General features: G+C 58.6%; 11 protein-coding genes. 2 read left to right on the top strand and 9 right to left on the bottom strand.

The genetic code is table 11. The features are described from left to right. The first annotated feature begins 83 nt into the window (after positions 1 to 83). Complete coding sequence (locus JK232_RS18875) at positions 84 to 800, top strand: GntR family transcriptional regulator (RefSeq protein ID WP_072929729.1); 717 nt, start codon at positions 84 to 86, stop codon at positions 798 to 800. Between the two features lie 21 nt (positions 801 to 821). Here the strand turns inward: JK232_RS18875 and JK232_RS18870 are convergent, their stop codons facing one another. The 3 genes from JK232_RS18870 to mrdA form a co-directional block, all read right to left on the bottom strand. Beyond that, on the bottom strand, positions 822 to 1,349 hold the full coding sequence (locus JK232_RS18870) for an O-acetyl-ADP-ribose deacetylase (protein ID WP_206602317.1): 528 nt from the start codon (positions 1,347 to 1,349) through the stop codon (positions 822 to 824). Positions 1,350 to 1,444: 95 nt separating this feature from the next. After that, positions 1,445 to 3,205, bottom strand: a complete 1,761-nt coding sequence (locus tag JK232_RS18865) for a penicillin-binding transpeptidase domain-containing protein (RefSeq protein WP_079205268.1) — start codon at positions 3,203 to 3,205, stop codon at positions 1,445 to 1,447. Between the two features lie 168 nt (positions 3,206 to 3,373). Next, positions 3,374 to 5,287, bottom strand: coding sequence for a penicillin-binding protein 2 (gene mrdA / locus JK232_RS18860; RefSeq protein WP_212589577.1), 1,914 nt, complete (start codon positions 5,285 to 5,287; stop codon positions 3,374 to 3,376). A gap of 1,066 nt (positions 5,288 to 6,353) precedes the next feature. Here mrdA and JK232_RS18855 point away from each other — a divergent pair. Continuing rightward, entirely contained in the window at positions 6,354 to 6,953 is a 600-nt protein-coding gene (locus JK232_RS18855; protein WP_212589576.1) for a hypothetical protein, read from the top strand. Between the two features lie 132 nt (positions 6,954 to 7,085). On the opposite strand, the gene JK232_RS18850 is transcribed toward JK232_RS18855, so the two are convergent. From JK232_RS18850 to JK232_RS18825, 6 genes are all read right to left on the bottom strand, one after another. Beyond that, positions 7,086 to 7,565, bottom strand: coding sequence for an Hcp family type VI secretion system effector (locus JK232_RS18850; RefSeq protein WP_212589575.1), 480 nt, complete (start codon positions 7,563 to 7,565; stop codon positions 7,086 to 7,088). Positions 7,566 to 7,609: 44 nt separating this feature from the next. Next, the gene (locus tag JK232_RS18845) at positions 7,610 to 7,822 is read right to left on the bottom strand and encodes a hypothetical protein (protein WP_212589574.1); all 213 of its coding nucleotides are present in this window, start codon (positions 7,820 to 7,822) and stop codon (positions 7,610 to 7,612) included. Positions 7,823 to 8,035: 213 nt separating this feature from the next. Then, on the bottom strand, positions 8,036 to 8,689 hold the full coding sequence (locus JK232_RS18840; protein WP_212589573.1) for a hypothetical protein: 654 nt from the start codon (positions 8,687 to 8,689) through the stop codon (positions 8,036 to 8,038). A 677-nt stretch (positions 8,690 to 9,366) separates the two neighbouring features. Then, on the bottom strand, positions 9,367 to 9,852 hold the full coding sequence (locus tag JK232_RS18835) for a helical membrane plugin domain-containing protein (RefSeq protein WP_072929737.1): 486 nt from the start codon (positions 9,850 to 9,852) through the stop codon (positions 9,367 to 9,369). Further along, a complete protein-coding gene (fdhF, locus tag JK232_RS18830) occupies positions 9,852 to 12,824 on the bottom strand; it encodes a formate dehydrogenase subunit alpha (protein ID WP_101857703.1) in 2,973 nt (990 codons plus the stop codon). The genes JK232_RS18835 and fdhF overlap by 1 nt, the downstream gene beginning before the upstream one ends. Positions 12,825 to 13,034: 210 nt before the next feature. Beyond that, positions 13,035 to 14,222 (bottom strand): benzoate/H(+) symporter BenE family transporter, encoded by a 1,188-nt coding sequence (locus JK232_RS18825; protein WP_072929741.1) that lies wholly within the window; start codon positions 14,220 to 14,222, stop codon positions 13,035 to 13,037. Positions 14,223 to 14,525 lie beyond the last annotated feature (303 nt).

Here is a 14,525-nt window from a genome sequence, read left to right as displayed (position 1 = left end):
GTGCTGCTGAAATTTGTTTGGCTCCGTGCCGGGCAGTCAGGTTATTCTTCGGCAGCCCTTCTCTGTGATGGAGTTTTTGAATCATGACGAAAAAACCGCTCTACCGTGAAATTGCCGATACCTTGCGTGAACAGGTGGCGTCCGGCCGCCTGAAAGCGGGCGATGCCCTGCCGACGGAAGCGCAACTGGTTGAGGAGTTTGGCGTAAGCCGGGTGACGGTGCGGCAGGCACTGAAACTGCTGACCGAGCAGCAGGTGATCGAGAGCATTCAGGGCAGCGGCCGTTATGTACGTGAGGAACGGCTGGACTATGACATCTACCAGCTCACCAGCCTGGATGAAAAGCTGGCCGACCGGCAGGCCTCCTACAGCGAAGTGCTGGATTTTGCCATCGTGTTGCCGGACGAGCGGGTGCGCACCGCGCTCAGGCTGAGTGAAGGCGAGCGGGTTTACCATGTGCGGCGGCTGCGTTTTATCCAGCAGAAACCGGCGGCGCTGGAAGAGACCTGGATGCCGCTGGCGCTGTTTCCTGACCTGAGTTACGAGGTGATGCAGTCATCGAAATACCACTACATCGAACAGGTGAAAAAGTGGGTGATTGACCGCAGTGAGCAGGAGATCCTGGCGGTGATGCCAACCGAGACCCAGGCCCAGGCGCTGGGCATTGACCGGCACCAGCCGGCACTGGAGAAAGTCTCGATTGGCTTTTTGCAGGACGGCACGGTGTTTGAGTACAGCCGCAACCTGTTTAAAAGCAGCGATTACCGCTTTACGCTGGTGGCGCACCGCCGCCGGGCCTGACGGCCCTGCCCTGCCCCGTGCCTACCCCTGCACGGCACCCGGCTGGCCGAGCAGCTCGCGGTAGATCATCAGGTTTTCCGGGTCGAAACAGACAAACAGCACCTCTTCAATGGCCTGGTCGGTGCTGAGCACGGTGCGGGTGACGTCAATGGCAATCTCAGCCGCCTGCAATTTCGGGAAACCATAAATGCCGGTGCTGATATTGGGAAACGCGACCCGGCGCAGGCCATGCTGTGCCACCAGATCAAAACTGCGCAGGTAGGCGCTGCGCAGCAAATCCGCCTCGCCCTGGTCCCCACCTTCCCAGCGCGGCCCGACCGCGTGGATCACCCATTTGGCCGGCAAGTCACCGCCGGGGGTAATGACGGCGTCACCGGTTTTGCAGCCGCCGACCCGTTTGCAGGCCTCGAGGATCTCCGGCCCACCGGCGCGATGGATAGCCCCATCGACGCCACCGCCGCCCAGCAGCGAGGTGTTCGCGGCATTCACAATGGCATCCACTTCCAGCCGCGTGATGTCACCTGACAACACGCCGATACGATCATTCAGCATAACGCTCCCCTTGTGGTTAATAGTCCGCCTTTTTTCACAAAAAGGGCCTGCCCGGTGACGGGCAAGCCCTTACAGTGTAGACGTTCTTACCGTCAGCCTTTGATGGTTGACACCACATTCAGCTGCTGCGCATCCGGCAGGATGTTCATGTGCTCCATCACCTGCCCCATGATCTGGCCGAAAATCGGCCCGGCCACCGAGCCGCCGAAGTGCTTGCCCGCTTTGGGGTTGTTGACCATCACCACCAGTGCCACCCGCGGATTGCTCGCCGGGGCCACCCCGGCGGTGTAGTTGATGTAACCGCCGTCATATTTGCCGCTCTTGCCCATTTTTTCGGCCGTCCCGGTTTTGATCGCCAGCCGGTAGCCCGGCACGGCGGCACTCAGGCCGCTGCCGCCCGGCAAGGCATCGCTCTCCATCATATGCACCACGGTTTTCACAATCTCCGGGTCCATCACCTGCTTGCCCATCACCGGCGGCGTCACTTTGGTGATCGACAGCGGGCGGTAGACGCCAAACGCGCCGATCGCCGCATACTCGCGCGCCATCTGTAACGGCGTCACCCGCAGGCCATAACCGAAGGAGAAGGTGGCGCGGTCAATGTTCGACCACATCTGGCGGTGCAGCGGGAAATAGCCGCTGCTCTCATTGCCCATACCCAGATCGGTCGGCTGGCCGAGGCCGAAACTGTGGTAGACATCCACCAGCACGTTGGCCGGCATCGCCAGCGCGATATGGGAAACGGCGATGTCACTCGATTTTTGCAGGATGCCGGTCACCGTCAGCTCCGGCCAGTTGCCGACGTCACGGATCAGATGCCCGTTCACCCGGTACGGGTGGGTGTCGAGCACTGAGTCCGGACGGATCAGGTGGCGCGCCAGCCCGGTCATCACCACCAGCGGTTTCACCGTGGAGCCGGGTTCGAAACTGTCGCTGCTGGCGACGTTGCGGATGTTGCCGGGCGGCGTGTCAGCCAGGTTATTCGGGTTAAACGACGGGTAGCTCGCCATGCCGAGGATTTCGCCGGTATTGACATCCACCAGCACCGCACAGCCGGAATCCGCCTGGTTCAGCAGCACCCCGTCGCGGATGTGGGAATAAAGCACATATTGCAGGAATTTATCGATGCTCAGCGTGACGTTGGGCGGTGCCACCGGGTCGATGTTTTTCAGCAGGCCGATCACCGCGCCGTGCCCATCTTTCTGGTAGACGCGCAGGCCGGGCTTGCCCTGCAACAGGTGGTTGAAGCCTAGCTCAATCCCCTCCAGCCCCTGGTTATCCATGCCGACGATGCCGACCAGCGCGGCGGCGTCCTGCCCCATCGGGTAGAAGCGGCTGAAATCCTGTTGGGTGCTGACGCCGGTCAGGTGCAGCTTGGTGACATACTCCGCCACCTCGGTATCGACTTTATGGGCGGCGAACAGGAAGCGTTTATGCGGGTTGGACAGGATCATCTGCTGCAACTCGCTGAGCGGCATCTTCAGCACGCTGGCGAAACTCTGCCAGCGTTCATTATTCAGCTGGGTGTCCGCCTCCAGGATATGTTTCGGGTCGAGGATGATGTCACGCGAGGCGACGCTCACCGCCAGCGCCTCGCCGTTGCGGTCGGTGATCATGCCGCGGTTGGTCGGCACCACCTGGGTGCGGATCGACCGCTGGTCAGCCTGGTCGGTCAGTTGTTTGTCATTGAGCAGCTGTAAATCCCCGACACGCGCCACCAGCAGCACGAAGCAGACCAGGATCCCGGCGCAAATCCAGACAAAGCGGGCGGAAGAATAGTTCTTGGCGGAGGCCGGGCTTTTGGCCGAAGCCGCCGCTTTCTTACCGGGCGTCGCCGGGCGTTTCTTTTTCATGGGGTTCTCAGCAGTCAATCGGGGCGTCCTGCTCGCGCAACCGCGCAGCGGGTGACAGATTATTATTTAATTACAGCGGATTACAGCGCCCGCAGGCGCTAATCCGTTGCTGAATGTAAGAAAGCGGCAAGAAAGGTTTTTACTGCGGGAATAATCGCCAGGCGGCCCTCAGCGGGCCGGGTCGGCAATCTGCTGGCCGGCGGCCACGTCCGCGTGTGCCGGGTCGAAAATGTGGTCGAGGATGGCGCGCGCCGTCGGCCCGGCCACCACGCCGTCACCGCCGCCGTTCTCCAGGATCAGCGCCATCGCCACTTTCGGGTTTTTATAGGGCGCAAACAGCGTGTAGAAGATGTGGTCGCGCAGCCGCACCGGCACCATCCTGGCGTTGTAGGTCTGGTTCTCTTTCAGGCTGAACACCTGCGAGGTGCCGGACTTGGCGGCAATGCCGTAAGGCGCGGTGTGGAACAGCTTATAGCCGGTGCCGTTCGGCGCGTTGGCCATGCCGAACATCGCCGCTTTGACGATGCCCCAATAGGGCGAATGCGGATCGCCAATTTGCTCTGCGCTCTCCGGCGGCGGCGTATAGCGTTCCACATGGTTCCCCCCTTTCACCGAGTAAAGCAGGTGCGGCGGTTTGACGCTGCCGTTGTTGATAAGGGTGGTGAGCGCTTTGACCATCTGGATCGGCGTAGCGATCCAGTAGCCCTGGCCGATGCCGACCGGGATGGTGTCGCCCTGGTACCAGGGCTTTTTATGCACGCGCTGTTTCCACGCCCGGCTCGGCAACACGCCCTGGTACTCTTCGTTGAGGTCAATGCCGGTGGGCCTGCCGTAACCAAATTTGCTCATCCACTCGTGGATGCGGTCAATGCCCATCTCATACGCCACCTGATAGAAGAAGGTGTCGGCAGACTCCTCAATCGCCTTGGTGACGTTCAGCATCCCGTGGCCGCTTTTCAGCCAGTCGCGGTAGTGGCGTTTGGAGCCGGGCAGCACCCAGCTCGGCGCGCCGAAGAAAGTGGTACCGGGGGTGATCACCCCGGCGAACAGCGCGGAGATCGACATATAGGGTTTCACCGTTGACGCCGGCGGATAGAGCCCCTGCGTCACCCGGTTAATCAGCGGCAAATCGGGGTTGCTGAGCAGGCTTTTGTACTGTGTATAGCTGATGCCTTTCACGAAGGGGTTCGGGTCGTAACTTGGGCTGGAGACCATCGCCAGAATGCCGCCGTCGCGCGGGTCTTCCACCACCACGGCGGCGCGCTGCCCCTTCAGCACTGATTCAATATATTGTTGCAGCGGCAGGTTCAGCGAGAGGTAGATATCTTTACCGGCCTGCGGCGGCTGCTCTTTCAGCAGGCGCACCACCCGGCCGTGGTTATCCACTTCCACTTCCTGATAGCCGGTTTTGCCGTGCAGCACATTTTCGTAGTAGCCCTCGATGCCCTGCTTGCCGATGTTGTGGTCGGCGGCATAGTTCTCGGCGATGCCCGCTTTCGCCAGCCGTTGTTCGTCGCGGTCGTTGATTTTCGAGACATAGCCCACCACGTGTGCCAGCTGGGCACCGTAGGGGTATTCGCGCTGCTGGTAGGTGTCGATGGTGACGCCGGTGAATTTGAACTGGTTTACCGCAAAGCGCGCCACTTCACTGTCATTCAGTTCCATTTTCAGCGTTACCGGCTTATAGCGGCTGGTGTGGTGCACGGCATCGCGGAAGTCGGCGATCTCCTGCGGCGTCAGGTCCACCATCGGCGTCAGCGCCTTCAACGTTGCCTCCATATCCTCCACTTTGCCGGGGATCACCTGGATCTGGTACAGCGTGAGGTTATGCACCAGCGGAATGCCGTTCCGGTCGTAGATCAGCCCGCGGCTTGGGGCGATCGGCAGCATTTTGATGTCGTTCTGGTTGGAGCGGGTCTGGTAGAAGGCGTGTTGTTTGACCTGAAGGCGGTAAAGGTTCGCCACCAGCACCCCGGAGAGCAACAGCACCACCCCAAAGGCCACCAGCGCACGACGGATAAAGAGGCGGGCTTCCGCGGAGTAGTCACGGAAAGGGTGCTGATGTTGCTCAAATAGGGCCATGCCGGGGTGATTACCTGTCTGCTTTGGGACGGCATCTGCCGCCGGGCGCGGCGGGCGGATGTTTTCAAAAGCGGGCAAGCATAACGGGCGGGGCGCGCGATGGATATGAAAAGGTTGCTAATTATATGGGGGGAGTGTTTCAGGGTGTTTAAATGTAAATGGGGGGGCGTGGGGAAACGCCGGGGTTCCTTTTTCTCTTTTCCCTTGGGATCGAGGTTTGTTGCGTTGGCTTGCGTGTGAAGTCTTTCTGCGGCTCCGCTGCCGTCATAGGGTTAGTTGGATGGTTTCGGTTGCTTATGTGTATTTGCCTACCCGGCTTTCTAAGCCTCAACCGAGCAGGGCCTGCCGGCGCGCCGGCCCTGCACCCGCGCGCTTTCAGTGTTACGGCAGAATTATTGCCCGCGCTGCGGGTCCCCTCCTTCGGCCTCCAGGCTGATCGGGCCGGGCCAGACACGCTCCCAGCGTGGCTGGCCCTTTCGCACACGTCCCTGTGTGCTCACCCGGCCCTGCGTCCTCGTCGGCAATAATTTTAATGCCCCCATCACTTCTGCAAATCATTAGGTATGTAAGGAAAAAGTAGGCGGCGATTTCTTCGCAGAATGCATATATCTTTTCGCACTGCGTCTCAACTCGGCAATGATTTTTACGCCCCTACCAGACTGCAAATCATTAGGTATGTAAGGAAAAAGTAGGGGTGGGTCTTTTCACGGAATGTGCATGTACCCGCATTCTGCGGCTCTATTCGGCAATGATTTTATGCCTCTTACTTTCTCTTTTATGTGTTGATAAACAAATAATGTAATTTGTGACTTAACCACGTTTTTTGTATGTGCAGGGTTTTACATCTCGCGCCTATCGGCGCACCTTATTACACTGAAAAAACAGGGAAATATACGTTAGATCTGACGCCCCACAGCAGTAACGCTATGTGCGGACGTTTTGCATTCAAAATACATGGCGAAAGTGCCCGCAATCCTGGAGGGGCCTCGCAAGGAGGTATCATTGCCGTCTTTTCTGTACGCAAAGATATCTGGGACAGTGGTGACAGGGAGCTGGTGGTCAGGTGATGAAACAGAGGCTCAAATTTATTGGATTGACTGCATTAGGGTGCTGTTTTGCGCAATCGGCAACGTTAACCGGTGCTAATGCCTGGCTTGAAGAGGAGTGTGCCGGGGACAATGGCCAGCTGGAGACCAGGCAGCCGTTGCCCGGCATTTTTACCGCAGGCGGTACCCAGGTGGTGCTGGAAGAGACAACCCTTGACGATATTCAGCGCCTGTTTGGCGGCACCGTTCAGGAGAGCGGCCAACGCCGCTGGGTTTGTTATCAGGATAAGCACGAGAACCGGGCCTATTGGTTTATCTCTTATTTACCGATGCAACAAGGCCGGGTCTCATCGCTGGCGATCACGCCACTCGCTGACCACAACATGTGCGGACAGCCGGGCAAACCGCTGCATGTCACCGGCGTTACACTCCCCGCACCCGGCGCAAATCTCACCGTTATCAATCATCATTTCCAGGCAGCCATAAAGCCCGGCTCAACCTGTGCCTCCCTTTTTCACAGCCGTGAGGCAGGACAGTTCACCGTGCTAAACAGCGTCTCTTATCGGTTTGTGCACGACCACGCCGTCGGCATGATGTTCAGCCAGGTCACCACGAACTAGCCTATGCTCAAAATGAATCCCCCCTACTCTTTCCTTACATACTAAAAAATTTGCAGTCTGGTGGGGGCGTAAAAATCATTGCCGAGTGGAGCCGCAGGGCCGGTCGAACGGGCAAGGATACCCGGATAACGGTTACGCTATGGCCCGGTTATTCCAGCTATCTTTGCAGATGATATTCCCCTCGCAATGTTTCCAGGTGATGGATTCATAATGGAGATAGACGGTTTCCATATGCGTGCCGGTCTGCGCACTGGGATAGAGGGTGGGCGTAATCCGGGTGATTTTGACGTTCTCCAGCAGGATATTGAAATATTCTTTCTCAAGCCCGGATTCGGTAATGCGGTACATTTTCAGGGTGGCCGATTTCAGGATAAGGTTATAGCACAGCGCCCGGCATAAAATAGGCGTTGTCCGGTCGAACTCTTTTTGAAAAATAAACGGCGTATGCACCCGCGTGGACGTCAGGCGGCCGGTATGCCCGTCAGACGGGATAAACATATCATGCGCCACCTCCCGTAATTCAATCGCCCCTTCCCGGCCCGATACCCTACACCCGCCGATAATCGGGGAACCATTTTCATCTGTTAACCAAAGATAGCCTGGGTTTGACATAGTCGATCCTTATTAATGAAGTGTGAATGAGGGTAATACGGGGTTTACTCTTCTGAAGAAAATTTATCGATCAACGTACCGATAACACAATAACAGGCAAAGGTGGCGACAATAGCAATCAGCCTCTCTGACCAGGTTTCGAAGTGGAAGAACCAGTAAATAGTCAAACAGAACCAGATTGTGTGGGTAATTGCTTCCAGGATTTCCCATGCACATCCTTTTGACTTTTTCTTAACCCATGCGAGTTTGCTCATCATCACCCTCCTTTTTTTGGTTATCGCCCATCGCTTTTAATTTTGAGGATTTTATCCAGAAAAAGGCCAATGAAATAGGCGCAGAAATACGTCGCGATAAATGCAATTAATTTTAGAGGCCAGTAATCGATATAGCATAATAAGAAAATCGATACACCAAAGGTTGCAGTACCGATAAGCCCTCCAACTACATCTGTAAGGCAATCCATACATTTTTTACCCATGATAATTAACCAACTCTTCTTCAACTAACATCAGGATTTTATTAAAAGCATAGGTACCCTGATGCCGTTTTACCGATAGCGCATCAATAAAGGGTTTAAGTGCTGGTTCAAGTAAAAAGTAGAGCAGGTCATAATCCATCGGTCGCAGTAATTGGTAGGCCTCCGGCTCTTCTATGCTGAGTTTTTCTGATGCCCTGATACAACGTTCAGTCATTCCTCCCAGAAGGAAAACACTGCCAATAACTCCCCCTCCTATTTTAGTGTGGAGAAATGTTCCCCCGGCTATAACCGCTGCAATTCTTGCTGAAATCTTAGAATTAGTTAATATTCGTCCAGCTACTGAAGATACTACGCGGCTATATATTTTGTTCTGGTCACTTTCTGTGACCTGTTTATCAAACTCGGTAAAAATGATCTGTATCGCGTCAGAAATACGATCATGACTAAGAATTCCTTTATGTATGGCCTGCGCAATTCTCATTCTTCCGCGATCATGAGCGTAATGTGACTCCGTATCAAAATAGCCATACACCATATAGCCGAGGTCAATCGGCACGGACATCACCCCATCCATAAACCCGATAACGGTATCAGGTGAGATAATTATCTTAACAATGCGTTCAGCTATTTCCCTGTAATCACTCATCGGCATTCCTTCTGCACGTCATCACTTCAGAAATTATTCTTATAAGATTCTTTTTTATTTGAAACCAGAGGTGCAATTTATGCTATGCCTGACGCGCATCACTTGCAATCACCTTATAAGTAAATGTTGATAGCGATCAATTATTTGAAAATCGAAAAAAAAAGAATTTCTTTATTATTTCTTATAAAGCAAAGCCTTTGAATTAATAACATTAAAATTAAGAGCCGCCAAATAATATAAAAATCCAAAAGCCCCCCTACTCTTTCCTTACATACTAAAAAATTTGCAGTCTGGTGGGGGCGTAAAAATCATTGCCGAGTGGAGCCGCAGGGCCGGGCGAGCACACAAGGATGTGTGCGAGAGTCGCAGCCACGCCGGGAGCGTGTCTGCGGCGGCCCGATCAGCCCGGAGGTGAAATGAGGGTCACCCGCGGTAGCGGGCAATGATTCAGCCAAAACACCGAAAGTGCGCGGGTGCAGGGCCGGCGCGCCGGCAGGCCCTGCTCGGTTGAGGCTCAGAAAGCCAGGCAGATAACGACACATGAACAACCGAAACATGCCACGTCACTCATCAAAACGTAACACTATGCGCGTGCCCATGAGCAACCGAAACATGCCACTCTACCCTTTAAAAACCAATACAACGGGCATAATGCCCGTGAGTGCGGCGGCTAACCATCAAGCATCACTCTCCTTCCCACTGAACGACGAAATCGGCTTATCCACCTCCCTCTCCATCCCCGCTGCAAACGCCCGCAGGCCGTTCAGCAGCGGCGTTACCGCCCGCCACAGGCTCTCATCGTTCAGTAAGTGGTAAACCCCCGTGATCCCCGGCGCCTCTTTTTTACTGCCCTCTTCCGGCTGCGGCCGCCCGACCGCCTCCAGCCCGTCTTTTAAGGCAAACACCACTTTATAGAAGGTTTCCGGCGGAATGCTCGACAGCGCCATCATCAGCACTGACAGGTTTTGCACCGCGTTCAGTGTGCCGGGCTTGTTCAGCCCCTGCGCCAGCACGCCGGCAATCTGGTTATTGGCGGCCACCACATCATTGGCGAACCGCAGCACGCCGTGGTGATGCAGCGTGTGCACCAGCTTGTGTAACTCCTCAAACGCATCCAGCCCGATTTTGGGTGGGGTGACATCATGGTCAATCGGTTCGGCCATCAGAATCTCTCCGGGTTGGGGGATTTCAGCGGGATCGCGACGTAGTCGTCCTGCGCCCACTTCTGCTCCACCGGCACGTGGCTGAGCGGCGTGCGGTGGCCATAACGGAAATTGTGGTCGGGCAGCGGCACCGAGGCAGCCGGGCGCGCCAGCACCTCCAGCTGCACCGCCACCTCTTTATACGCCGGGGTGTTGACGTCCGGGTCATGGTGCTCGCCGGTGAGCTTGTTCACCCCGTCTTTGCCCTGGTGGATCGGCAGGAACAGGCTGTTGCCCTGCACCCGGTCTGTGACCAGCGCCGGCACCTCAAGCGAATCCCGCCGCGAGGTGACTTTCAGCCACTGGCCGGACGTGATGCCGAGCCGGGCAGCCAGTTCCGGGCTGACCTCGACAAACCAGTGCGGCACCAGCCAGCGGATGCCCGCGACCCGTCCGGTCTGGTTATTGCCCTGGAACATCTCCAGTAACCGCCCGTTATTCAGCGTATAAGGATAGTCGGCGTCCGGCTGTTCCGCCGGGGCCTTGAAGGTGAGTGGGTAGAGCCTGGCTTTGCCGTCATCGGTGTGGAACCCCTGGGTATAAAGCAGCGGTGTGTCGGTGCCGTCCGCCGCCACCGGCCATTGCAGCGAGGCCCAGCCCTCGAGCCGCGCGTAGTTCACTCCGGCAAAGATCCCGGCAATCGAGGCCACCTCGTCCATAATCTGCGACGGATGGGTGTAGCCCCAGTCATGCCCCATGCGTTTCGCCAGCTCGGTGAAGATCCACCAGTCCGGGCGGCTGTCGCCCAGCGGCGGCATCACCTCATAAAAGCGCTGGATGCGCCGCTCGGTGTTGACGTAGGTGCCCTCTTTCTCCACGCTCGGGCAGCCCGGCAGCACCACGTCGGCAAACTGGGCGGTGCGGCTGAAGAAGATGTCCTGCACCACCATGAAATCGAGCTTGCTGAAACCGTCATGCACGTTGGCGGCGTCCGCATCCGCAAACGCCGTCTCTTCGCCGGTGATGTACATCGCCCGGAGTTTGCCCTGATGGGCCGCCTGCACCATTTTGAAATTGTCCTCGCCCACCTGGCCGGAGAGCGCCTCCGGGGCCACGCCCCACGCTTTCGCCCATTTGGCGCGCACTTCGGGGTCGGTGACTTTCTCATAGCCGGGGTACTGGTTGGCAAGGCAGCCGAAATCACTGGCGCCCTGCACATTATTGTGGCCGCGCATCGGGTAGCCGCCGGTGCCGGGGCGGCCATAGTTGCCGGTGACCAGCAACAGGTTGGAGAGCGCGGTGCTGGTGTCCGCGCCGTGGCTGTGCTGGGTGATGCCCATCGCCCACAGGATGCACACCGATTTCGCCCGGCCAATCATCTCGGCGGCGGCCACCAGGTCGGCCTGCGCAATGCCGGTCATCTCTGCGGCGTAGTCCAGGGTAAACGGCGCCAGCGATCGGCGGTAGTCTTCCACCCCATTGACCTGCTGCGCCAGGAAGGCGTCATCCGCCAGCTGGTGGTCAAACATATAGCGGCTGAGCGCGCTGGCCCACACCAGATCGGTGCCCGGCGTAGGGCGCAGGTAGAGATCGGCCCGCTCGGCCATCTCATGTTTGCGCGGGTCTACCACCAGCAGCTTATGGCCGTGGTGCTTGCGCGCCGCCTTGATTTTGGCGGCGATCACCGGGTGGTTCTCGGCGGTGTTGCTGCCGACGATCACGATCAGTTCCGCCTGCTCAAGATCGCTGATGCTGCCTGCGTCACCGCCGTAGCCCACGGTGCGAAACAGCCCTTCCGTGGCCGGGTTCTGGCAGTAACGCGATGAGTTGTCCACGCTGTTGGTGCCGATGATCAGCCGGGCGATCTTCTGCGTCAGGTAGGCTTCCTCATTACTGCCCTTGCTGGAGCCGATAAAGCCGATGCTGTCCGGCCCGTGGATATTGCGGATCTCCAGCAGCTTCTGCGCCACCTTGTCCAGCGCCTCGTCCCAGCTCGCCTCGCGGAACTTGCCGTTCTCACGGATCAGCGGCATGGTCAGGCGCTCTTTGCTGTTGACGAAATCCCAGGAGAATTTGCCCTTCACGCAGGTGGAGATGCCGTTGGCCGGGGCTTCGGCCACCGGCTGCACTTTTAAAATTTCGCGATCGCGCGTCCACATCTCGAAGCTGCACCCGACGCCGCAATAGGTGCAGACGGTTTTGGTGCGTTTGATCTCCGGCTGCCGCCAGTGTGCGTCAATCACTGAAATGCCGCTGATGATCTCCGCGCCGGTGGTGTTCTCAATCGCTTTTACCGCGTCAATCAGGTTGCGCTTCAGCGGCTGGTCCATGTTGGTCAGCGGCCCGGCGTCCGGCTGCATACTGGTTTCCAGCAACGCATTACAGGGGCAGACGGTAACGCAGTGGCCGCAACTGACACAGCTCGACCCGGCGATGGTGGTGCCGCCGTCCCACAATACCCGCGGGTGCGCCATGCTGTAGTCGATGCTCAGCGTCTCGTTGACCTCAACGTTCTGGCACGCCTCCACGCAGCGACCGCACAAAATGCACTGGTCCGGGTCGTAGGTGTAGAACGGGTTGGAGTGATCTTTGACGTAAGGTTTGCGCTTGTATTCGTAGCGCTGGATCGGGATGTGCATATCCACCATGGTGTTATGCAGTGTGCAGTCGCCGGTGTTGTGCTCACACACCGTGCAATAGAGCTCATGCTTGGCGAGGATGCGGTCCATCCCCTCATGCTGCGCCGCATGGGCCTCCGGTGTTTTCGCCTTGATGGCCAGGCCGTCGCGGGTGCGCAGGGTGCAGCCGCGCACCAGCTCATCATCCACCTCCACCCAGCAGACGTCACAGGTTTGCAGCGGGGTCAGCGCCCGGTGGTAACAGACATGCGGCAAGGTAACGCCTTGCTCTTGCAGGAAATCGATCAGCGGCTGGTCAGCTTTGCCGGTGAGCTTCATGCCGTCATAGGTAATGGTACAGAGTGCCTCGCTCATTCAACACTGCTCCTGTCACGGGTATCGGGAATGCCAACTAAGGGCTGAAAAAAACAAACGCTCAGGCTAACTGCCTGATTAACGGGTTTGTTTATAAGCGTAGAGGACGGCAGGCTATCTGCCACGGGCAGGACGCGGAGAACCGTTACCGAACGTTTCAGGGCAGGCGTGGTTCAGGGGAAACCGGGCGGCGGCCACCGCCCGGCAGGATCAGCGGCGGCTGAGCAGCAGCCAGACCAGCACGCCGCCCACCAGCCCCCAGAACGCGGCGCCGACGCCGAACAGCGTCAGCCCGGAGGCGGTGATCAGAAAGGTGACGATCGCCGCATCGCGTTCTTTCTCTTCCTGCAAGGCGCGGAACAAACTGCCGGAGAGCGTGCCGAGCAGTGCCAGCCCGGCGATGGTGTGGATCAGCGCCGGGGGCAGCGCGCTGAACAGCTGGCCGATTGCCCCGCCGAACAGCCCGGCCAGCAGGTAAAAGCCGCCCGCTGCCACGGCCGCCATATAGCGGCGCGCCGGGTCGGGGTGGACGTCCGGCCCCATGCAGATGGCGGCCGTGATCGCCGCGATGCAGACGGAAAAGCCGCCAAACGGTGACAGCAGCAGCGCCAGCAATGCGGTCACGCTAATCAGCACAGACACCGGCACCCGGTAGCCGGCCGCCTGGAGCGTGGCGATCCCCGGCGCATTCTGCGATGCCATCGTCACCACAAAATAGGGGATGCCGATGCCGACCAGCGCATGGAGGGTGAATTCGGGGCGGATAAACGGCGGCATGACCCAGGCGGTCTCCAGCCCGGTAAACGCCAGCGCGCCCTGCCCGGCGGCCACGGCCAGCCCGGCCGCCAGGGCCAGCAACACCGCAAAGCGCGGCAGCCAGCGCCGGGCGAGGAAATAGGCCGCGCACATCGCCCCTGCCAGCACCGGGGAGCCCTGGAGGGCGCCAAAGGCCTCCAGGCCGAAACGCAACAGAATGCCGGCCAGCATCGCCCCGGCGATTGCCGGCGGGATGATGTTCATCAGCCGGGCAAACAGCCCGGTGACGCCGCACAACAGGATCAGCGCATTGGCGAACAGGAACAGGCCAATCGTCTCATTCAGGCTGGTGCCCGGCAGGCTGGTGGCCAGCAGTGCCGCGCCGGGGGTTGACCAGGCGGTCAGCACCGGGATGCGGTACCAGAGTGACAGCCCGAGCGACGAGAGGCCCATCGCCAGCCCCAGCATACTCAGCCAGCCGCCGATCTGCACCGGGGTGGCCCCTGCGGCGGCGGCCGCCTGAAAGATGATCGCCGCCGAGCTGGTGTACCCCACCAGCACCGCCACAAAACCGGCAATCACTGCTGACAGCGACAGATCGCGCAGGTGGATGCCCGGCCGGGCCGCCGTGATTTTTTCCATAAGTCTCTCCGGGTTAGCCGTGTGATAACGCGCACAGCCTGCACTATATCACCCACCGGCGCGGGATCCTCCGTTGGCACCGGGCCACCGGCCGGGTACGCCGTGGCGGGCGGCCCGGCAACCGGGCTGCGGTATAAGCGGCGTTAACCGGTTGCCCGCCCGGCCGGCGGCGCACCGGTACAGGCGCAGGCAGGTGCCTGCCGTTGCGCCTCGCCAGGCAGCGAAATGCTGCCGCGCCATCGCGTTTCTGTGACGGAAATAACGGTTTTCATAGGCTATTTACCAAGACTGTTAAGTTCCTCA

The organism is Nissabacter archeti (genome assembly GCF_018257325.1).
In the GTDB taxonomy this organism is placed as follows: Bacteria; Pseudomonadota; Gammaproteobacteria; order Enterobacterales; family Enterobacteriaceae; genus Chimaeribacter; species Chimaeribacter arupi.
The sequence above is the reverse complement of the archived record's forward strand: the minus strand, read 5'-3'. Positions and strand labels throughout refer to the sequence as shown.

What these genes read in the sequence shown, in the direction of transcription:
- JK232_RS18875 (WP_072929729.1), top strand. Translation starts at nt 84, where the DNA reads ATGACGAAAAAACCGCTCTACCGTGAAATTGCCGATACCTTGCGTGAA.
- JK232_RS18865 (WP_079205268.1), bottom strand. Translation starts at nt 3,205, where the DNA reads ATGAAAAAGAAACGCCCGGCGACGCCCGGTAAGAAAGCGGCGGCTTCG.
- mrdA (WP_212589577.1), bottom strand. Translation starts at nt 5,287, where the DNA reads ATGGCCCTATTTGAGCAACATCAGCACCCTTTCCGTGACTACTCCGCG.
- JK232_RS18855 (WP_212589576.1), top strand. Translation starts at nt 6,354, where the DNA reads ATGAAACAGAGGCTCAAATTTATTGGATTGACTGCATTAGGGTGCTGT.
- JK232_RS18850 (WP_212589575.1), bottom strand. Translation starts at nt 7,565, where the DNA reads ATGTCAAACCCAGGCTATCTTTGGTTAACAGATGAAAATGGTTCCCCG.
- JK232_RS18845 (WP_212589574.1), bottom strand. Translation starts at nt 7,822, where the DNA reads ATGATGAGCAAACTCGCATGGGTTAAGAAAAAGTCAAAAGGATGTGCA.
- JK232_RS18840 (WP_212589573.1), bottom strand. Translation starts at nt 8,689, where the DNA reads ATGAGTGATTACAGGGAAATAGCTGAACGCATTGTTAAGATAATTATC.
- JK232_RS18835 (WP_072929737.1), bottom strand. Translation starts at nt 9,852, where the DNA reads ATGGCCGAACCGATTGACCATGATGTCACCCCACCCAAAATCGGGCTG.
- fdhF (WP_101857703.1), bottom strand. Translation starts at nt 12,824, where the DNA reads ATGAGCGAGGCACTCTGTACCATTACCTATGACGGCATGAAGCTCACC.
- JK232_RS18825 (WP_072929741.1), bottom strand. Translation starts at nt 14,222, where the DNA reads ATGGAAAAAATCACGGCGGCCCGGCCGGGCATCCACCTGCGCGATCTG.